A 19,822-nucleotide genomic window follows, 5' to 3' on the forward strand; every position below is an offset into this window, starting at 1 on the left:
CAATCGCGCCGGTCTTCAGACGCGATCTAGTCCGCCGCGAAGACTTTCGAGGACCCCTCGACGATCGGCCAGAAGCCGGTCGAGGAGCCCGACATGACGTGGACATGATCGCCGACGCGGGCGACCTTTTTCCCCTCGGCGGCGCCGAGGTCGACGCGCGAGGCCGACAGCTCGGCCCGGTCGCCGCCGCCGTCGAACAGCATGGAGGCGCCGCCGAATTTCGACAGGATCCGCGTGCTCGGATCGGAAGACGGCGCGGCGTTCTGATCCGAAAAGGTGAGCGGCAACAGAACGGCCTGGCGCATGTCGCCATGCGGTGCGACCAGCATCATCTGCTGGCCGTCGGTCGGCGGACGCCATGATTTCTCATCGCCGGCGATCTCCACCCACGGCCGCAACGGCGAGAGGAATTCGCGGCCGTTGGAACCGGACAGCAGGAGCTGCGCCCGCTTGGCGTCGTGATCGACCTTCTTCACTGTGCCGAACCGCAGATTGCCGGCAACCATGCGCTTGAGCGCGGCGATATCGGCCTGAAGGCCGAGAATGACCTTCACAAGCTCTGCATCATGCCTCACGGGCCGCTCCGCTCGCTTCGCTCGCTGGCCCTCCGGCAGGGCGCGCCATGGGGCGCGACGCCCGGTCGGGCTTGCGGCCTTCGGCCGAGGTGTCGCGCATCAGGCGGACCCGCCAAGATCGGGATCGGGCAGGACGTCTTCCGTCAGCTCGGTCTCGGCACCGTTGATCACCGTGCCGACATTGTCGAAATCGACGGCCTCGACGAGGCCAGGGAGCGCGTCCGGAGGCGCCACGCCCAAAATGCCGGGCACCGCCGCCGTGGTCATCAGGGTCGACTGCACTTTCTGCCAGCTCGTGAGATCGGCACCCTTGCCAAGCTCAGCGCGCATGATGGCAACCGCCGCCTGATAGTCCGCGACGGTCGCAAGCTTGGTCAGCGCGGCGTCGATGACGGCCGGCAACGGCGCGCCCGGCGCCGGATCGCAGACCGGCTCGATCTCGATCTCGACCATGCGGATGGCGTGCTTGCGGCCGCCTTCCGGGTCGACGCCGCGCGCGGCCTTCACCGGGCCATAGGCCGCGATTAGGCCCCGAAAGCATTCTGCGAAAGCGTTGGTCGGATCGGACAGCACGCGCCGCCACTGGCGGTCGAGCATGTCGAGCGAGAATTCGAGGCCGGCATCCGTGGCCGCGATTTCGATCTGGCTGACCGTCTGGCCGTCCGTGGTCTGGTAGGCGACGGCGCTGGCGACGATCAGGTCGAGCGCGAAGGTCACCGTGCCGGACGTGACGAAGAAGCCCTCGTTCTGCCCGCTGTACTTGGCTTCGTCGATCCGCATCAGGATGACCGGCGCCTGCCGGTCGCTCATGATTGAGGACAGCGCCTCGATCGAGGAGTCGGTGACACCGTCTGCGGCGATCGTATTGCCGCGCAACGCCTGGACGGCCAGCATGCGCAGCATGGCGTTGACGAGGCTCATGTTCTCAGGCCTTGGCGCGAGTGAGGTTGCGACGTTCCCGAATTAACGGACAAAGAAGCTGGCGTGCCCTCGCTACGGCGTGTCGTCACGCTTTGATGTATAATTCAAAAAAGAATACGATTATCCCTATTACTATGGCAATGTGCATCGCCAGGTAGAGGTATAGAAGATATCGCCTTTTCTCATTTCGCCATCTATTTTTTCTTATGTCCGAAAGGCTAAAATATATAAATATCAAAACTGGCGTGAAAGCAAAAAGAAACATCGGAAGGGGCACGGATCGCCTCTAATAATTTATGGAAAGAGGCATAATACCTTATGCAGCTTCTGAAAGCTACCCTCAAACCGCTCGGGTGAGTCTGGACAAGCATCGCTGTCCTCAATTTTCCGACACTGAAACGACAAGCTAAAGCACGGAAAGGTAGAACACGATTATCTCAGCCGCGTCGTCGACGACGCGCTCGATCGCATAGATCGGCTCGGCCGGGCGCGTGGTGACCTCGCACTGGTCGCCGGCCCTGGGCAGCCATGCCATGTCGCCCCGGGGGATCGAGATCGTGCACAGCCGCCCGGCAAACCGGATCGGCGCCATGCCGCGATCGTGGCCGCCAAGGAATTCGAGGTCGGGGCTGATGTCGAACCGGCCCTTGAGGTCGACCATGGCCTGCCGGGACGGGTCGTCGGCAACCGACATCTCGCCCCGTAGCTTGGCACGGATGGTGATCAGGTCGCCGAGGCGGGAACGCGTCTCATGGACAAGGCGCGAACGGGCTGCACGAATGTCCATGAAAGGCTCCGGTCAGGCTCATCCGTAGCAGTCAGCTTGAGTGCGGATCAGGACGGATGGCCAAAAAAAGTGACTATAAGCGCCATTGCGCTGAAGGCGACGAGATAGCCGATGACACCATATGCAAAGATTCGGCGCGCCGTGCGGAATCGCGGTGAGAAGAACTCAGAATATACTCTGGTGTTGCGGCGCCCGAGGCGCTCGCTCCAGGGGAGATTTTGTTCATCTATCGAGCCGTAAAAATCGGTGCGCAATATTATACTCAAAAGTGAGATAAAAGCAGCTAGAAAACTCGGCAGCAACACTATGAAACAAACAGTTATCGGCAGGACCAAGTGAGGATTATCAGCCCATTCATATTTCATTGTCTCGCCGCCTTTTATACAACCACCAGTGCCATTCCTTCAAAAATGGCATGGACCTCCTCACAATTCCAGATCGCTGCATAGCGAGGGCGCCCTTTATCGGGGTGGAACTTACCCTGCGCCGATCTCCGCGAGCTCGTCTTCGGCAGCGGCGAGCTCCGCAGAGAGCTTGGTCTTGGCCTCAAGATCGGAGGCAGCCTCAACCGCCTTCTTCAGGTCGTCGATGGTGCCCGTCAGTTCGGCGGCGCGCGCGGCCTTGCCGGCATCCTGCCTGGCACCCCTGCCAACCTGGTCCTTCGCCGGCTTGGTGGCGGCCGGCTTTTCGGCTTTGTACGCGAAGCGGTCGTCGATCAGATGCTGGCCATAGCTTTCCGGCACCTCGACCGGCTCATGCGGGCCGACCTTCTTCTCTTTTCCGCCCGCGACCGCGGCGGGGATGATGCCGCCATTCCTGAAGGCGATCCAAATTGACTTGCTCATGCTGGTTCTCCTGCTCCTGTCTGGGAAGCCCTCCCGAGAGGACTTGCCGGACGGGAGCCGGCGCCGATGCGGCGCCGGTTTCCGTTTCGGTCGGACCGATCAGGTCAGCGTCAGCTTGCGCAGCACCTTGGGCTTGGTGCACAGGTTGATCGGGTTCATCTGCACCTGGATGTCGCGGCCCTTGTTGAAGCGCTTGGGCTCCTGCTTCATGTAGAAGGGCAAGCCGACGGTGTTGACGGTCTCCTCGTAGTCCGCCGGCGCGAAGCGGGTGATGAAGAGCTGAGGGACGCCCTTCACGACCACGCGGGCCTCATTCGCAGCGATGTAGGGCGCCCCGAGATCGGCCGTCGCCTTCGCTCCGGTGCGGTAACGCTCCCAGGTCGCGCCGCCGAACTGGAACACGTCCGGCACGTCCTGGCGCAGCACGGCGGCGCCGCCATGGTACAAGAACGTCTCGGTAACCGACTTGTGCGTCCACAGAGCCTTGTGGAAGTCACGACCCGTGAAGACGTGGATGCCGCTGTAAGGCTCGTCGAGATCGTCCTCGATCGAGTAGACGACATCCTGCCAGAGCGATCCGACCTTGGTGGTATCGACATCGAGCTCGAGCGATACCGCCGCCGGAACGGCAATGCCGAAGCGATTGTAGAGATCGATGAGGGTCTTGCCGCTCTTCGAGGTGACGATGCCCTTCAACGCGCCGACACGCAGATGCTCGAGCGTCATCGTCAGGTCCTGGGCATGACGGGCGCCCTTTTTGACGACGCGCGCTTCGACAGTCTCGAGCTGATCGGTCGTGCCGAACTGACGAACGTTCTGCACCTCGTCGGCCAGGACGGAATCGTCGCGCTGGAAGTGGTCGATGTCGAACGGGACCAGCGAGCGGTCGTCATCATCGACTGTTTCGCCGGCGGCGCCGCGCTTGGTCGGCTCGACCAGCGAGAGCTTGCCGTCGCGCTGCTCGATCGAAATGCGGGTCGTGGTGACCCCGTCTTCCTCGAAGATGCCTGACGCCGAGACCTGTCCCGGGCGATACGGCTGGTTGTTGATCGCCGCCGTGAGCGATTCGACGGTGAAGCCATCACCGTCCCAGATGTCTGCCATTTCTCCAGCCATTTAGGCCTCCTGAAGCATTTGCGACCGGGCGTGCGGGCCCGGTGTTCGCAAGAATGCGGTTGGGTTGAAGCCGAGCGGGATGCTCAGCGAGCGATGATGTCGACGGCGGCGAGCTGCGCGAGCTTCGCGGCCTTCTTGGTGTCGTCGTTGACGGTTGCGTCGAAGATCAGCATCGGCTTCTTGACCGCGGCGATCCGCTTGATGACGACGGCCTCGGCGTCGGCGCTGGTGGCGTCCACCTCGTAGGCAAGGATGGCCGAGGCCGTCTCCGCGCCTTCCTTGCCGACCACCTGGGCGTTCGGCGACAGGATGTACTTCTTGGAAGCCGTGACCTGACCGAGCACCGAGCCCGGATCGAGCTTGCCGGCGCCGGAAAGGATCGTGACGACCTCGCGTGAGATTTCTCCGTTCCCTTCCTGCTCGGAAAGGACGAAGGCCAGATTGCGCGGGCCCATGGTCTTGATGTCCAGCATGGATCAGCCCTCCTGCTTGGCACGCGACTTGTAGATCGCGTCCGGGTTGAGACTTGCGGGCTTATCGCCCCGCTGCTCGGAGCGGCCCGGCTGGGCGAGGCCAGCCGCCGCCAGCCGGCGATCCTCGTAGGATGCGGCGGCAGGCTTGGCGGGCTGGACATTCGCCGAGACGAAGGCGGCGACGTCCTCGCCCGACATGCCGGGCGACTTCTGCGCCAGGTCGAGCGCGGCGGTCATGCGGGCGGCATCGCCCTTGACGCCATCGGTGGACAGCGCCGCGACGAGCCGGTCGGTGGCCGTCTTGGCGCCGGCGGCCTCGCCTTCGGCGCGACCCTCGGCGCGCGCGGATTTCACCGCCACGTCGTGATCGGCCTTCGGAATGCCCGCATCATCTTCGGCTGCGGGCGCGCCGGTTTTCTCGCTCATGGAAGTTCTCCTTGGTTGCGAGGTGGAGCGCCCAGGGGCGCGGGTCAGGTCCGCGAGGACCGATTCGAACGAGCCGGCACGGTCGGCGATGCCGGCATCCACGGCCGCCTGGCCGATGAAGGTGCGGGCTTCCGTTTTGCGGGCGGCATCGGCGGTGAGCCGCTTGCCGCGGCCCTTGGCGACGGTGGCCAGGAAGCTCTCATAGAAGGCATCGACCTCGGCCTGCAGATCCTCGCGCACCGCGTCGGACAGCGGCTCGAAAGGATTGCCGTCGACCTTGTGGGCGCCGGCATGGATCAGCGTCGGCGTGACGCCTTCCCGATCGAGCTGGCGGCTGAAATCGGCATGGAGGAGCACGACGCCGATCGAGCCGGATATGCCGGTCTCCGTCGTGACGATCTCGGTGGCGCCCGAACCGATGGCATACATGGCCGATGCCGCCATTCCGTTGACGACGGCGACGGTGCGCTTCTTTGCGGCGAGATCGCGGACCAGCGCGGCCGTTTCAAACGCGCCGACTGCTTCCCCGCCGGGCGAGTGCATGTCGAGAATGACCGAACGGACGGCAGGGTCCTCAAGCGCCGACTTGAGCTGAAAGCCGATGCCTTCATAGGAGGTCAGGCCGGAATTCGCTCCGACCCACGCGCCGCGGTTCACCAGGGAGCCGGTGACGGTGATGATGCCGACGCCCTCCCGCGTCACACGGTATGGGACGGCACGCCGAGCTCCATTGTCGTCTTCGACAACCGAGGCGCCCTCGAAGCGGGAGGCCTCGGGCGCGTTGACGCCGATGCGTCCGGCAAGCACCGACAGAACGACCTCGGCCTTGTCGCGCGTGATCAGAAGCGGCCGGTTCAACACCCGGTCGGCAAGATGGAGCAGCAAGGACATGGCAACCTCAGCAGGTGAAGCGGATACGCTTCGCGTAGCGGACCCGGCCGCCAGTCTTGGCCGCGCAGGCCTGTGAAAGCCGCATCAGCTCCTGGTCGAGCGCGGCCATGCTGGTCGAGGAAACGCGCATCAGCTCGCGGGTGACCGGCGACTGGATTTGCAGCTCCTCGACATGCTCGCCGGCCAGGATGCCCAGCTTGACCGCGTAAAGCGCCTGGTAGAGCGCGCACGGATCCTCTGCGTCGACGGCGACGCCGTTGATGGTGACCATGGTCGGCATCAGGCGTTCTGCCGCTTCACTGGCGGGGTGTCTTCCGTTGCGGCATCGCCGCCGCCTCCACCCTTGTTCTGGGCAACGAAGGGCGACGGCAAGCCGGCCTCGACGAACCGCTTGTGCCAGCGTACCCGGCTCTCAAAAACCTCTTCCGGATCGAACCCGCGCGCGGCGCATTCGTCCTCGAAGGTGCCGGTGCCGTTGATGAGACGCTCGGTCGCCGCCTTGGCGGACTTTCCATCATCGGCGGTGGGCTTGGCCGGGCCGTTCCACAGCGTCCACAGGACATCCTCGCGGTTGGCATTGAAGGCCTCGTAGCCACCCTTGAATGGGATGCGGCCCTCGCCGATCTCCTCGTCGAGGCCGGCCTCGTAATAGGCCTGGCAGATGGGCGCCGCGGTGCGGCTTCGGCGGCGCGTGACGATCGGCCAGATCGAGGCGTTGTCCATGTTCACCGACGAATAGGTCGCCGAGGTGTTGTCCATGGTCAGGCCGCCATAGGTGATGCCGAGCGCCCTGGCGAGATCGCGCGACAGCTCGGCCGAGACCGGCAGGAACTGCGGCCCGGGCACACCCGTCGAAAGCAGCTCGAGCTTCTCGCCCGGGCCGAGCTGCGAAATCTGGGGGTCGCCCGAGATCGAGATCTTGGACTTCTCCGCCCTTTCCAGCGCGCCATGGAAATAGTCCATGTAGCTTTCGCTGAAGTCATCGTCGTCGATCGCGGCGAGCGCCTCGAAAGCGTCCTTCGACGGGTTCGGGCTCGTCAGGGCGAACGCCATGGTCGTCTGCAGAATGCCCATCTGGATCGTTGTATCGACCAGCGTGTCATGCTGAAGGTACCGGCGCATCGCCGCGGCGAGACGAGAGATGCCGCGCACGTCGGTCGGCTCGGCGGGATCGAACACATGCACGACGTTCGGGCGGCCCTCCCGATCGAAGGCGCGATAATCCTTCTTGACGATCATGCCGTCGCGATTCTCGCGGAAGCGATAGGTGACTGGACGGCCGTTCTCGTCGTGAATGACCCCTTGATAGAGCCCTTCGAGCGAGTTGGTGTCCTGCACCAGCGTCGCCGGCGACATCATGAGCACCTTGGTGCCGCTGACGACGCCATAGCGACGGCGCAGGGCCTTGGGCCAATATTCGAGCAACGCGATGGCTTCGCCGAAGACGATGTCGGAGCGGATCGCCATGTCGACCTGCTGCGGCATGATGAACTTGCCGCGGAAATCGCATTCGCGCGGGTTCCAGGCGCGCCGCTTCCACCAATCCTTGACCATTGCGACGAACTCGACTGTCTCCTGGTCGGAATAGCCGAGCTTGGCGAGCTTCGGCTTCGGGGTGAGCACGAGCTCCTCGCCGACCGTGTCCGCCAGCACCTGGTCGACGGCGCCACGGAGGCGACCGGAATTCTGCACGATGTCGCCGACAAGAGCTGCCGCGCGGCGCCACACGGCCCGGACCTGCTCGCGATGCTCGGTCAGCGTCGCGCCGCGCGCCATGATGATGCCGGAGCGCGTGTCGCGCAGGTATCCCGAATGCGAACGCGGGCGAGCAATGTCGGCGACGGCGCGCCCGGCCGGAACGCGGATGCGCGGCTTTTCCGTCGCTGTTCCGGTCATTGGCGGCTGGCCCATTTCTTTCTGCGCGCTTCCCGCCGCGCTTCGCGGTCCGGATCGCCTGGTTTGGTTTTCTTCTGGAACGGTCCGGCGTCAGCCGCCTCGAAGAGGTCAGGCTCGGCGGGCTTGCCGTGCACGTCGAGCAGGAGCTCCGCCCAGCGCACCGCGTTGAGCCGGCGCTTGTGGCGAAGGTGCCAGCCGATCGCGAAGGCGTAGACGGTGGCGTCGAACCAGTCGTTGGCGCGGCCGAGGATCTTCTTCCATTCCCGCGCCGCCTTCGGGCTGATCAGGTTGCGGGCTCGACGCCCGACGGTGGCGCGGGCTTCCTCGTCCGGATCGACCAGACGCTCGGCGGTCAGCTCCTTGGCGAATTCCTCGTCGCAGAGATCGCCGGTCAGGTGCAGCGTGCCGCGCGGCCAGGCTCCCGCCTTGTCCGGCCCCAGCACGAAGTTGGCGAGCCCCGCCATCACCGCGGTCTTCACGTCATAGAGGCCGACCGGATAGAGCATCACCTTGGCGATGATGCGCTTGCGCTGATCGCGAATGTCCTTCTTGACCGGCGTGCCCAGCCACGGCAGGCCGGCAGCGTGGCGGCCGTCAAGCGCGAAGCAATTCGGCCTCGAGGCGCAGAAGCGGTAGACCCGCTCGGTGGCGAAGCCCGAATCGACCCCGGATAGATCGATGCCCTTTTCGCCGCCGCCGGCAGTCTTGTAGGTCCGGCCCAGCGCGTCGGCTAGCGCGATCCAGGCATCGTCGACCTGGTCGGGCGCGCCGACGAACACTTCGCGGTCAACCAGCCAGGACTGGTCGCCAGGACCGAACGCGAGCACCGTCCACTTGATGCCGTAGCTCTGGACGTCGGCGGCGGAGATCACGAGCCCGGCTTCAGCCGGGATCGCCCGCATCGGGTATCGGTGCGCTTTCGCCGCCTCGACGATCTTTTCCCATTCGACGGCGACGCCGCCCGGATCGTAGGGCTCGGCGAGATCCTGCTGCATGAAGGTGCGCAGCTTGGTCGTGTCGCCCTCGGCGTCCTTCCAGCGAGCCCAGATGTCGCCGAAGCGCTCACGTGGTGCATAGGCGGCCCAGAGATGGTAGCTCGGCTGCCAGTCGCGGCAGCGGCCCTCGCAGGGCGGGCAAATCCAGTCCGCCAGCCCGGCCGCCGGGATCAGCGCCGGCACAGGCGGCTCGCCCTCATGCACACGGGTCGCGATCCACCGGCCGCGCGCCAGCATGTCGTGCTTGTGGCCGTCGACGATCGGCTCGGCGCAGGACTGGCAGGCGAGATGCGCCGACAGGCCGCGTTCCGGCTCCGGCCCGCGCATCTGCTCGAAGGCCAGCGCCTGGAACACGTCGCAGTGCGGGCACGGCACGTAATAGCAACGCTGGTCGCCGGCCTCGAAGTCGGCGCTGATGACGCATTCGCCGACGATGCCGGGCGTCGAGCCCTGCCATTCCTTGGCCAGGTCGCCATACATCTTCTGGCGGGCACGCGCCTGGTCGCGCGGGCTGCCGCGCCCGTCGACGTCGCGCGGATAGCCGGTGACCTCGTCCATGGCGAGGTTCTTGATCGACACCATCTGCAGGCCCTTGGAAGAGCCTGCATTGACGATCTGGCAGAAGCCGCCGGCGTAACGCTTGAATGCCGTCGTCGAGCCCTGCTCGTCGCGGCTCGACACCGGCGCCACCTTGTGCGCGATGCGCGGGCTGGCGTCGATCGTCGGCTGCAGCTTGACGCGGTTGAACTTGGTCGCCTCTTCGAGCGTCGGCAGCACGATCATCATCGAACCGGGCGCCTGGTCGACGGTGTAGCCGAACCAGTTCTCGATCGCGGTCGACTTACCGAGCTGCGCCGCCCATCGGGCCGTGACGCGGCGTGCCGGATGGTCGGGATGCAGGCAGTCCTGCGGCTCCCTCAGATACGGCACGCGGTCGGTGCGGAAATCGCCCGGCCACGGCGATCCCGATTCCGCCGACACCTTGCGGTAACGGTCGGCCCATTCGCTGATCGTCAGCGCGTCGACCGGCTTGCTTGCCGCGGCGAGCGCCGTGAAGAGGATCGCGGATCCTCGCGGCGTCTCCGGAAAGTGCAGCCGCGTGTCGTGATAGCTCATTGCAAGCTGCCAGGCCGATCCGTCGAAGGATCGGCATCCGTGAGCGTCTCGCGATCGTGCTGGTCGATCAGCTTGAGCATCTCGCGGTGGAACACCTCGAGACCTTTCGCCGTGAATGCCTTCAGCGCGATGCGCACCAGCCGCTCTTCCCAGCCGTAGCGCACGTTGAGCGTGGCCGCCTCGGCCTCGACGGCCCGCTCGAAGGCGCTCTGCATTAGCGCCACAGCGTCGCGCCCGGCACGGTCGACTTCCGACGTTGGCGTCAACTCGCCGCGGCGAAGCGCGAGATCCATCTCGCGCATCTCGGCATCGGCTTGCGCTTTGCGCGCCAAGCCGTCCGACTGGGTACCGGCGAACCGCGGCGACAGCTTGCCAGGCTGGAGCCGGGCTGGAAGGTTTTGGCGAGCCGACGCGGGCTTCAGCCGGATGTTTTCCGATCGATGCTGACGCAACGCGCCGAACTCGACCAGGTTCGACTTACCATCCTGCCGGGTCGGCAGCGCTTCAGCGTGCTGCTTGATATAGCGCGACAGCGTCGAACGCTCGACAAAGTCGCCCGCCTCGGTCAGCCGAGCCGCAGCTTCGGTAATGGATATCCACTCGCCGGCGTCGCCGGTCTCGGCTCCCTCCATCATGAGATTTTCCGATTTTTGACCCGTGCGTGCAGCACGCGTGCAGCACGCATCGTGCGTGTACCGGTTTCCAACCCGTCTACTGGCGAAAATTCAGGGGCCGGTTTGCCCGTCCGAGCCCGAGTCCGGCATACGGTCCCTAAAAGTCAAGGTCGAGGCGGGCGGTCCTGCCCCGATCAGTCGAAGAAGCCGGGCAGCATGAAGCTGATCTCTTGCATGACCCGAGGCGGCAGCTCAGTGTTGGCGAACGACGTGAACTCTTGCGCCGTATCGCCCTTGACCATCTCGGCAGGGATGACGACGCCCGAGTTTACGAACGAAACAGACCTGCCCCACTTGGTCGAGGACCTGTCTGGGGCGTAGACGTGGCCGCCCAAGCCGTTGGCAGTGACACGATTTGGGAAGCGCCCTGCTTTGGTGAAATCGCCGGCGAACAGCCGGCGCTTGCCGAATGGCGAGGCGCTCACCCCTGCCCGCGTCTCACGGGGCTTGAAGTATTTGAGCGAGACGTCGCCGCCCTGCGTCCGCATGACATAGGCAAGCTTGCCGTATGTGGGGCGCTCGACCTTGATGGCCCTGCGGATGGTCCGATAAGGCAGCCCGGTCTGCTTCGACAGCGTGCGCGTCAGCTTGGTGCGCAGCCTGTCTCCCACATGATTGACGGCGCGCCGCAGCACTTCGCTGCGCTGCAGGTCGCTCAAGCGGCCAAGCGCGTTGTCCAGCCGCTCCAGCCCGGACAGGTCGGCCCACCTGATCTCCAGCAGGCCGGCCACGCTCGCGCTCCGAAAATGAAAAGCCCCGGTCGCGAGAAGCGCCGGGGCCAGTTCTTTCTTACCGTGATCAGGTCTAAGTCAAGTTTCTGCCGCGCGTCAACGGACAGAGGCAGTTTTTTTCACGTGGAGCGAGGCGGCCTGCGCAGAGAGCCAGACGCCCGGCCTGTCTATATCCAGCCAAGGCGTCATGGAGCGATCGGAAAACACCAGCCGATGCGCGGTCAACTGCGTGGCAAGCTCGCTCTCGAGCCGCCGCAGCGCCGCGACCCAGATCTGGTAGTCGAGCCTGCCCATGATGTCGCCGCCCGGGTCGGTGGAGAACTCGTACTTCCGGTAGGCGCCGTTGACCGGCCGCTTGGCGCGTTCGTCATAGCCATGCACCTCGATGTCGAAAGTCTGGCCGTTCTCGTCGGTCACCGTCTTCATGACGAACCAAGCCGGCCGACCGGCACGTTCAGTCAAGCGCATCTTCGACGGCTCTGCCGCCCAGTCCGGTTCGCGGCCGAGGATCGCCGTGCCGACGATCAGCGAGACAATCCCCTCGCCGCGCTGCTCGCGCGACCGTCTGCCGTAGCGGTCGACCGCCCTCGCCACATGGAGTTCCGCCAGCCCCTGGGTATCGGGCCAATCGGCCAAAGCATTCCACCCGGCCGGGATCAAGACCTCGCAACCGGCCAGCGCTGCCACCGCACGGCCAACGGTCACCGCATCCTCATGCGGTTCGCCCTGCTCGAGCCAGAAGTTCTCATAGTCCTTGCGGCCGCCATCGACCAGCGCGCCAAGCTCGCCAAAGCCGGTGATCTTGCCCCAAGACGAGGCCTGCAAAGACCGCCAGGCCGAATGCGGATTGTCCAGTCCTTCCACGCCGCCGCCTTTCGGCAATTCATGCACGAAGGCCCAGGTCAGCAGCTCATCAATCGTTACCGTCTTCATGTCTTCTTCCTGCAGCAGTTCGCGATGGTTCTGAGAGAGTCAGGCGGTAGTCAGAGCCAAGCTCGAAGCGAGCGATTCCAGAGAGTTGGGCGTGGACGCGACACCAGCGACAGTTTTTGGGAGGCTTTGCATAAGCTTCCGCTCCCCGTTGCCCCGCTCTTCGCCCATTACGTGCGCAGAAACTGGTGCAGACTCCCGCAAGGCAATGTTTTTGTTCCCTTTATCGCCGCTGATCGGGGTATCGCGCCGTGTCGCGAACTCCCGCAACTCCCGCCACCGCGCAGACTTACCGACGTTCTGGAGGGGTACGGGGCTCATCGCCCCTCCTGATCGGGCAAGCGCGACGCCGGCACGTCGACCAGGCGCACGCCGCGGTAGACGACGATGCGCCCATCCACCCGCTCATATTTCTTCTTCATGATCAGCCCGAACGCTGTCAGCGAGATCGGCTTGCCGCCCTCGTCCACGGTGAAGTCGACATAGGCCTGGTAGAACTGCTTGGCGGTCAGCTCGGCCGCCGGATCTGGCACCACGCAGCGCGCGCAAAACGCAGATGTGCGGTCCATCTCGTCGCGATACTCCTGCGTCTTCAGCCGCACGGCGTCGGGGATGACAAGCCCCTCGCGAAGGAAGATCAGCACGCCTTCGATCAGCCAGTTCAGGATGCCCGGATATTCAGGCACGAATTCCGAGACCACCTCCTCGAACTCGCGCTGGTCGGCCTCGGCGATGATCTTCGACCAGTGGATGACGGCCATGCGTCGCCAGATGCCGTTGTCGGTGCCCGATATGCGCGGATAGCCGTTGCCGGACATGTGACCCGTGAAGACCGGCCGGAAATCGAAATAGCCCTCGAACAGGTCGCGCACCGTGAAGTGCTCGCCGCCGGTCAGGTCCTTGACCAGGTTCTCGCGCAGATCTTCGCCCTCGGGCAGCTCTTTCACGCGCAGGAAACGCCGGCCATAGAGCCGCGCCATGTCGGGATTGGCCGCGCCGCCGGCCTTGCCCTCGCCGATGAAGGATTCCGAAGGCAGCGTGACCGCGACCTCGCCCAGCAACCGACAAAGCGTTTCCATGTAGACTGATTTGCCGTTGGCGCCCTTGCCGTAGTGGAAGAACAGCTTCTGCACCGTAAGCCCGACGAGCCCCAGGCCGGAGGCAACCTGGACCATGCGGCGCACGGCGTCGATCGGCAGCTTGTCGCGCACGAACTCATCCCATTTCGGGCATGTGGCACTCGGGTCGTATTCCACCGGCACGCGCTGCGTGATCATGTCCTGGCGGCGATGCCCTTCCAACACTTTCAGCTCGGCGTCGGGAACCTCGATGAATTCGGGCACGTGCTCGCGATTGTCGTCGGGATCGTCATAGGCGGGATTGCGGACGCGCCTGCGGGTGCGGCGGAAGCAGAGCGTGTGACTTGCCAGCGCGACCTTGAGCGGGTCGGCATTGAACTCGTCCGGGCCGCGCTGGATGTGCGGCGCCGCGCAGGCAAGCATGGCTTCGAGCTTGGCCTTGTTCTTCGACGACACGGCATGGGTCATGCGGCGGCTGACCCGACGGGCGACATTGGCCTGCGCGGCCTCCGCCAGCTTCGCCAGGCGCTTTTGCGCGGGCGTGCGCTCTTCCTCGGCGATCTTGCAGGCTTTTAGCCCGCTCTCGATCGCATGCCGCTCCGCCTCGGTCGGCTCGATGAAATCGACCTCGAGCGCGATGCGGCCGCCGACATTCTGCGCGATCGCCAAGGCGCGCGGCTCGCCGGTCTCGATATCCCAATGCGTGCCGGTCCAGACGGCAAAGGCCGCCCGCCGCGCCTTGGACTGTGCGCGCACCAGCAGGTCCTCGCCGAAATGGGCCAGCAGCCTTTCGGCGTTGTCGGTGTCGGAATGGTCGAGAGCCGCGCAGGCCTTGACGACCTCCAGGTCCACCTTGCTGCCTTTGCGTGGCGCCGTGCCAGGCTCGCCGTCATCCGGCTCCAACCCAGCGGCGCGCGCCTGCATTGTCGCTTCCGCAAGCACGGCGGCGACCTCCTCGGGCATCCCGGATTTCTTCCGGCTCACGCGACCCTCGCTGCCCGAGCCGCCATCGCGGCGAAATCGCAACCGGGGCGCGGCCAGACGATCGGGACTGCCCTGCCCGGCCGCGCATGCCTGGCGCGGGCTCGGGCCATGGCAGCCGCCGTCATCACGCGTTCGGAATCGGCATCGGCAAGCAGCACCAGCTCCTCGACGTGATCGCCGACCCACATGGCGTCTTCCGCACCCGGGTCGGATCGAGGCACAGGCCCCGCCACCATGACCGGCCGCAACACGCCCTTCGCGTCGGGTTTCTTCAGCGTCGGATGCGCGAAGCGCGAGGCTGCGTCAGCCGGGCCTGCCAGATTGCCGAGGTCGCCGGCGGCGAAATAGAACGTGTCGGGCCGCCAGTTCTCCCAGCAGGCAAAGGCAGCGCCGTTCTCGATCCCCTCGCCGCCGACCCATCGCCGCGCCGACGGATCGCCGAACAGCGGGATCAATCCGCCCTTCTTCGAGCCGCGCATTTTCTTCGACGGCAGCAGCTCGCCGCTAGCAGGGTCGACGAGTTGCGGCCGGAATTTCGGCGCGCAGGCAAGATCGAGCCAGGTGATGTGGCAGCCGATCGCAACACGCGAACGGTCGATGAACGGCGCGATCATCGCCGGCCCGGCATGAAGGGCGACCGGACGCTCTCGCGCGTCCTGGCCATGCCAATAGGCAAGACGGGAGGCATAGCGAAGCCATCGCGACGACCCGATCGCTCCGCAGCCCCGCGCGGCGAGATAGTCGGCCACCTGCCGTCCGTATCTGCCGACTGGCGCTGCCGCGTCGTAAATCGCGCGCGCCCTTTGCCGTTCCCGCTCGCGGAACTGAAGCTGAGTTCCTTTACCGGCAGCCTGCGTTTCGTTTTGTCGCCGGCGCTCCTCGATCCGCCTCAGCCTTTGGCTCCGTTCTTCCGCGCTTTCCTGTTCCGCCTCGTCAGGTATCGGCCGGCCGAGAACGATCGAGCAGGCCTCCAGGAAATGAGCGCGGCGATGCAGATCCAGACCCTCGCAATGCGCCACCATGCCGATGCCGTCATTGCCGCCGGCGCCGCCGGCGCGGCAATTCCATTTGTTTTTCGCGGTGTTGAAGGCGAAAGTGTCAGTGCCGCCGCAATGGGGGCATGGCTGCGGGTGCTCGTACCGGCTCCCGCTGAACTTCAGACCGAGCCTCTTGGCTGCATCCTCGATCGACACAGCGCGCGCATCATCAACGAAGAGGGCAACAGGGCTTTCCATCATTTCTGCCCCTGCTCGGACAACGTCTTGAAGCTTTCGGCGGCCGTCCCGATATCTTCACCACAGCGCCACAGGCGCCCTTCGACAATTCGTGAATTTTTGCTCTCTGGCCGCGTTGAAGCAGCCGGGCGGAGGAAGCTATGGCTGACCAGTTTGACCCACCGCTCGTGGTGGACGATGAATTCGGAGCGAGAGAAATCTGCTGCGCGATGGACGCGATCGAGTTCCTTGAGGAGTGGCCGCTGCAACGCCGTTGCAAGCTGCACCGCGCCGCCAGCGAAGCATGTTGCGCTGCCTATGATGGACGCACGCCCGTGGAGGACGCCCGAGCTGCCTTTGAAAGCTGGGCGAGGATGGCGCATATCGCGGTAACGCGACAACTTGAGGCTGTGCGGAAAGGCGGAATCTTCGAGATCTGCTGAGCGGGTCAAAGCAGCGTCTCCTGCCGAGGTTCAGGGGGACGGTCCGCGAACATGTCCGGCGGCGCGTGCGCTTTGCGAATGCGGTCGCAAGCGATTTCGAAGTACCCAGCGTCAATTTCGATACCGGTAAACTTCCTCCCCAACTTGAGGCATGCAATTCCAGTCGAGCCCGAGCCCATATATGGGTCCAGCACGCTTTCACCCGGCTTCGTCGTTTCCTGTAGAACCCACTCCATCACGGCTATTGGCTTTTGCGTGGGATGAACTCGCGGCACCCCACGCTCGCTGTCCCTCATCATGCCGTTCCAATAATGATTGATCAGACGGGCGAAGCCCTTCTGGTTTGTCCAAGCCATTTCGCAATCAGCGAAATCATTGCGCGTCAGCCCCCTGCGTTTGTCCCAGACAAGCCATTTTGGCGAAGATGGGAGGCGGTCTGCGAAATGATTGGCTCCGAACAGCACTACTGTCCGCGCTGCCGCGAGCCACGGAGACGGATCAAACTGGGCGTCATCGCCCCGGATGGTCACCCCGTTAAATTTGGACGCGTATTTGCCGTTCCCGATCCCATCGCCACCGGCCCCATGCGAGAAGCCGATGCCGTATGGTGGATCGCTCACCACCGCATCGAACGTGGTCAGCGAGGGAAAGATTGTGAGGCAGTTCTCGAGCAGTAGGCGGCAATCGCCAATGATTTCCTCACGCTCGATCATTCGTTCTGCCCGATCCCCTCGCCGCCGCGTGTGAACTTGCCTTCGGCGCTCAACAGCGCGCGCACTTGTTGCGCCGACAGCCCGAGTCTCGCCGTCACCTGCGCCATGCTCTGACCCCTCTCGAACAGCAGCCGAACGCCTTCGGCCTGCATGGGCATCGGCAGGCGGAACAGCTTGCGCGGGCAGATGCCTTCCGGCCTGCCGAAAATTGCCGGCCTCTCAGACATCGACCGACCTTTCCGTTTCAGTGCTCTTCCCGTGAAACATTTCGCCGATGTTCGGCCTCGGCACGGGCGGCGGCAGGTAGAAGGCCCGGAAGGAAAGCCTCAGCCAGTCGCAAACCGCTATGACCTTTGGCGCGGAGACGCTCTGGCCATTGCAGATGCGGGAAAGGTCGGAGGCGCTTACCCCGATGTCGGCCGCGCAGACCCGCCAACCGCGGCCGTCTTCCTCCAGCTTCGAGCGCAAGAGCTTGCCCAATTCGCGATAGTCATAGGCAGCGAGCCTGACCATGCCTGACCTCCTTTTTGTGAAACAAAGCCGGCTCCTCGCCGATCCAGGCGCAAAGCGCTAGGAACTCGTCGACGCCCGATCGCGGCCTCGCGCGGCACGAAACACAGCGTCGACCTCTACGTCGGCCTCCCGCGCCACGCGGGTCGGCGACTTGCCGCGATGGATGCGCCGGGCTTCGAGGAAGAGCGCGAAAAGCGTGAAATCGACCGGCGCATTCCGGTTTTTGCGCCCATTTGCCGGCACTTTGACCGAGGAGGCGCGGCTCATCGCGGCGCCTCCTCGCTGCCGGTCCCGGCTTGGGAGGATGCGGGACCGGCATGCATATCGGGACCGAACAGGTCGGGCCGCTGCGCATGGCGCGAGATGCCGGTGGCGCGCTCGATGTCGAGCACACGCTCGGCCGGCACCCGCTTCCACGAGTAAAAGGCTTGGTGGCGGATGCCCAGATGCGAGGCGAGCGCGCCCAATCCGCCAACCTTGGCGGCTGCGATTCTGACGATTTCGATCATGGCATGATGGTAGGTATTACCTACCTACCCTGTCAACAGGCAATCGCTTGCAAAAAAGTAAGCAATAATTACTATGCTGCGGCATGATCGCGACGATACGCACCGACTCGACGACACTCGGCCAGCGCCTGCGCCAGGCGCGCGAGGCCGCCGGCCTGACGCAGAACGACATCGCCGATCATTTCAAAATCAAGCGCGTGTCGGTCACGCAGTGGGAGGCGGACACCACCCGCCCCTCGATGGAACGGCTGCCCGAGCTCGCCGCCCTAATCAAAACCGATGTCGCGTGGCTGCTCGACGCCTCAGGCGCCGCACCGATGCCGATCGTGCGCGAGCCGAGGCCGCGAGCTTCGCGCACGCCGATCATCCCCGGCGAGGAGTTGGTCGGCGGCCGCGACCTGCCGATCTATGCCGCGGCGATGGGCGGCGAAGGCCACATGATCGTCACCTTCGAGGCGATCGACTGGGTGAAGCGGCCGGCGGTGCTGCAGAATGTCCGCGGCGGCTACGGCATCCTGGTGCGCGGCGAATCCATGATCCCCGCCTATTGGCCCGGCGATACCGCGCTGGTGAACCCGCATTTGCAGCCCGCGCGGGACTCCGACGCCGTGTTCTTTCACACCCCGCCCAAGGAGCGCGGCGACGAGGAAGCCATCATAAAGCGCCTCGTCGGCATGAACGATCGTGAGTGGACGCTGGAGCAGTACCGGCCAGCGAAGACGTTTGCCGAAAGCCGTGTCGACTGGCCGATTTGCCATCGGGTTGTGGGGAAGTACAACGCTCGGTGAACCGAGGCGAGTTGCTGCCTGAGTACCAAATACCCGAATTGAAGCCGGCACGGCCAAATCGCAATGAAATCAAGGATGGCCACTAATTGTTTGGGGGTGCAAGCACGGGTTTAAATGACCAGAGCGACAAAGCGGCGACTGGTCGGCAAGGCGCATCGTGAGGGGCATCTTCTGTTCACACCCAAATGCCAATCAGCGACAATACGAAGCTTAGGACCGCGATCCAGAATGCGAAACGCGTGTCGTAAAAAAGTATCTCTCGGAAACCGCCAAAAAGCATCCAGTCCGGATGATCGATTATCTCACGAGTGATATGCGACGGCGGTCCGAAGGGGTATTTCGTCGCGTCGGAGTACTCATCAAAGAGCCTTCCGAAGACCCCCGCAACGTCCAGCTGAACGGCCGCTACGATCGCGGCGAATGTGGATGCCGTTTGGAAAAATCTCGACGTTCGAGGATCGCCACTGATCACACCCCAGACGGCGAAAGCGATCGCAACGACAGTGAGAGCTAGCATCACCACTAGCACCGCTTTGCTGGCCCGCTTCATCTCGGTCTCCCCATATCAAATTAGGACGCACATAATCACGGATGGGGCAAAGCGCCAGCGATCATGTAGATAAGGCCGCTCCCCGACCATGTAACGAACGACATTAATATAGCCCAAAAGATACGGGAATACATTGGACGTTCATTGGTATCGACGCGAGGAAAGGCTACTTGGACGATACCCTCCAGAACAACAATCATCCTTATAATTAGGAAAATTGAAAAAAATACGGGTCCGACAAGATAAAAAATATACAGTGCAATTTCCCAATACGATGACCCGTGTCGCTGAAACACAAACCGAATACCGACAGCGGTCGCGATTGAAAACCCTAAGGCCGTAAGAGTCATTCGAGCCAAGTCGAACCACGGCTTTTCCTTATCGAGGACGCCCTGAATTTTTTCTGCAATCATCGCCGCGAATCACCTTTGAGCACAACCGCAGTATAAGATAATTCCATGCAATCCGCAGGATTCGGCAGTCAGAGTCTCTTGCTGAGTGCACCTGAAAAGCCGGGAGGCATAGCGTTGAAATGCTAGTACGGTCAATTCTACGAGGATGTCGCGCCATCCCAAGGTTGTTTAATGATCCGCTTTGTAGAAAGGAGCTTGCCGAAGCATCTTCGCCTCGGTTCCTGTGGTCGCAGCTGGCGA

24 protein-coding genes are annotated in these 19,822 nt (G+C 63.9%); 2 read left to right on the forward strand and 22 right to left on the reverse strand.

All coding sequences use genetic code 11. The annotated features are described in order from the left end of the window. Positions 1–26: 26 nt before the first annotated feature. The 16 genes from P9272_RS18475 to P9272_RS18550 form a co-directional block, all read right to left on the reverse strand. Complete coding sequence (locus tag P9272_RS18475) at positions 27–575, reverse strand: phage baseplate assembly protein V (protein WP_278161630.1); 549 nt, start codon at positions 573–575, stop codon at positions 27–29. A 99-nt stretch (positions 576–674) separates the two neighbouring features. After that, a complete protein-coding gene (locus P9272_RS18480) occupies positions 675–1,496 on the reverse strand; it encodes a hypothetical protein (RefSeq protein ID WP_278161631.1) in 822 nt (273 codons plus the stop codon). A gap of 406 nt (positions 1,497–1,902) precedes the next feature. Beyond that, positions 1,903–2,283: a hypothetical protein gene (locus P9272_RS18485; RefSeq protein WP_278161632.1), complete on the reverse strand. Its 381-nt coding sequence runs from the start codon at positions 2,281–2,283 to the stop codon at positions 1,903–1,905. A 47-nt stretch (positions 2,284–2,330) separates the two neighbouring features. Continuing rightward, positions 2,331–2,648, reverse strand: coding sequence for a hypothetical protein (locus P9272_RS18490; protein WP_278161633.1), 318 nt, complete (start codon positions 2,646–2,648; stop codon positions 2,331–2,333). 111 nt (positions 2,649–2,759) lie between these two features. Continuing rightward, the gene (locus P9272_RS18495) at positions 2,760–3,128 is read right to left on the reverse strand and encodes a hypothetical protein (protein WP_278161634.1); all 369 of its coding nucleotides are present in this window, start codon (positions 3,126–3,128) and stop codon (positions 2,760–2,762) included. A 99-nt stretch (positions 3,129–3,227) separates the two neighbouring features. Further along, a complete protein-coding gene (locus P9272_RS18500) occupies positions 3,228–4,244 on the reverse strand; it encodes a major capsid protein (RefSeq protein WP_278161635.1) in 1,017 nt (338 codons plus the stop codon). A gap of 83 nt (positions 4,245–4,327) precedes the next feature. Continuing rightward, a complete protein-coding gene (locus tag P9272_RS18505) occupies positions 4,328–4,717 on the reverse strand; it encodes a head decoration protein (protein ID WP_278161636.1) in 390 nt (129 codons plus the stop codon). A 3-nt stretch (positions 4,718–4,720) separates the two neighbouring features. Further along, positions 4,721–6,034 carry a S49 family peptidase gene (locus tag P9272_RS18510; protein ID WP_278161637.1) on the reverse strand — a complete coding sequence of 438 codons (1,314 nt, stop codon included), beginning with the start codon at positions 6,032–6,034 and terminating at the stop codon, positions 4,721–4,723. A gap of 7 nt (positions 6,035–6,041) precedes the next feature. Beyond that, positions 6,042–6,314 (reverse strand): hypothetical protein, encoded by a 273-nt coding sequence (locus tag P9272_RS18515; protein WP_278161638.1) that lies wholly within the window; start codon positions 6,312–6,314, stop codon positions 6,042–6,044. Continuing rightward, positions 6,314–7,930, reverse strand: a complete 1,617-nt coding sequence (locus P9272_RS18520; RefSeq protein WP_278161639.1) for a phage portal protein — start codon at positions 7,928–7,930, stop codon at positions 6,314–6,316. Before P9272_RS18520 ends, P9272_RS18515 begins: the two co-directional genes overlap by 1 nt. Then, positions 7,927–10,041: a terminase gpA endonuclease subunit gene (locus P9272_RS18525; protein WP_278161640.1), complete on the reverse strand. Its 2,115-nt coding sequence runs from the start codon at positions 10,039–10,041 to the stop codon at positions 7,927–7,929. The genes P9272_RS18520 and P9272_RS18525 overlap by 4 nt, the downstream gene beginning before the upstream one ends. Beyond that, positions 10,038–10,676: a hypothetical protein gene (locus P9272_RS18530; protein WP_278161641.1), complete on the reverse strand. Its 639-nt coding sequence runs from the start codon at positions 10,674–10,676 to the stop codon at positions 10,038–10,040. Before P9272_RS18530 ends, P9272_RS18525 begins: the two co-directional genes overlap by 4 nt. A 173-nt stretch (positions 10,677–10,849) precedes the next feature. Beyond that, on the reverse strand, positions 10,850–11,446 hold the full coding sequence (locus P9272_RS18535; RefSeq protein ID WP_278161642.1) for a phage tail protein: 597 nt from the start codon (positions 11,444–11,446) through the stop codon (positions 10,850–10,852). Between the two features lie 96 nt (positions 11,447–11,542). Continuing rightward, entirely contained in the window at positions 11,543–12,379 is an 837-nt protein-coding gene (locus P9272_RS18540; RefSeq protein WP_278161643.1) for a hypothetical protein, read from the reverse strand. Positions 12,380–12,693: 314 nt separating this feature from the next. Then, positions 12,694–14,439 carry a phage/plasmid primase, P4 family gene (locus tag P9272_RS18545; protein WP_278161644.1) on the reverse strand — a complete coding sequence of 582 codons (1,746 nt, stop codon included), beginning with the start codon at positions 14,437–14,439 and terminating at the stop codon, positions 12,694–12,696. Then, positions 14,436–15,677: a P4 alpha zinc-binding domain-containing protein gene (locus P9272_RS18550; RefSeq protein ID WP_278161645.1), complete on the reverse strand. Its 1,242-nt coding sequence runs from the start codon at positions 15,675–15,677 to the stop codon at positions 14,436–14,438. Before P9272_RS18550 ends, P9272_RS18545 begins: the two co-directional genes overlap by 4 nt. Positions 15,678–15,883: 206 nt before the next feature. Here P9272_RS18550 and P9272_RS18555 point away from each other — a divergent pair, with 206 nt between their 5' ends. Beyond that, complete coding sequence (locus tag P9272_RS18555; protein WP_278161707.1) at positions 15,884–16,096, forward strand: DUF982 domain-containing protein; 213 nt, start codon at positions 15,884–15,886, stop codon at positions 16,094–16,096. Between the two features lie 5 nt (positions 16,097–16,101). Here the strand turns inward: P9272_RS18555 and P9272_RS18560 are convergent, their stop codons facing one another. Genes P9272_RS18560 through P9272_RS18580 form a run of 5 tightly spaced genes read right to left on the reverse strand, consistent with a single transcriptional unit; the run spans position 16,102 to position 17,831 of the window. Beyond that, positions 16,102–16,809 carry a DNA methyltransferase gene (locus P9272_RS18560; protein ID WP_278161646.1) on the reverse strand — a complete coding sequence of 236 codons (708 nt, stop codon included), beginning with the start codon at positions 16,807–16,809 and terminating at the stop codon, positions 16,102–16,104. Then, positions 16,806–17,036 carry a hypothetical protein gene (locus P9272_RS18565; protein WP_278161647.1) on the reverse strand — a complete coding sequence of 77 codons (231 nt, stop codon included), beginning with the start codon at positions 17,034–17,036 and terminating at the stop codon, positions 16,806–16,808. The genes P9272_RS18560 and P9272_RS18565 overlap by 4 nt, the downstream gene beginning before the upstream one ends. Continuing rightward, positions 17,029–17,322 (reverse strand): hypothetical protein, encoded by a 294-nt coding sequence (locus tag P9272_RS18570; RefSeq protein WP_278161648.1) that lies wholly within the window; start codon positions 17,320–17,322, stop codon positions 17,029–17,031. Before P9272_RS18570 ends, P9272_RS18565 begins: the two co-directional genes overlap by 8 nt. A gap of 57 nt (positions 17,323–17,379) precedes the next feature. Then, entirely contained in the window at positions 17,380–17,589 is a 210-nt protein-coding gene (locus P9272_RS18575) for a hypothetical protein (RefSeq protein ID WP_278161649.1), read from the reverse strand. Continuing rightward, a complete protein-coding gene (locus tag P9272_RS18580; protein WP_278161650.1) occupies positions 17,586–17,831 on the reverse strand; it encodes a Cro/CI family transcriptional regulator in 246 nt (81 codons plus the stop codon). The genes P9272_RS18575 and P9272_RS18580 overlap by 4 nt, the downstream gene beginning before the upstream one ends. Before the next feature lie 83 nt (positions 17,832–17,914). Here P9272_RS18580 and P9272_RS18585 point away from each other — a divergent pair, with 83 nt between their 5' ends. After that, positions 17,915–18,619: a helix-turn-helix domain-containing protein gene (locus P9272_RS18585; protein WP_278161651.1), complete on the forward strand. Its 705-nt coding sequence runs from the start codon at positions 17,915–17,917 to the stop codon at positions 18,617–18,619. Between the two features lie 175 nt (positions 18,620–18,794). Here the strand turns inward: P9272_RS18585 and P9272_RS18590 are convergent, their stop codons facing one another. Then, positions 18,795–19,169: a hypothetical protein gene (locus tag P9272_RS18590; protein WP_278161652.1), complete on the reverse strand. Its 375-nt coding sequence runs from the start codon at positions 19,167–19,169 to the stop codon at positions 18,795–18,797. Positions 19,170–19,822 lie beyond the last annotated feature (653 nt).

The sequence above is a fragment of the Mesorhizobium sp. WSM4976 genome (genome assembly GCF_029625685.1).
Classification (GTDB): Bacteria; Pseudomonadota; Alphaproteobacteria; order Rhizobiales; family Rhizobiaceae; genus Mesorhizobium.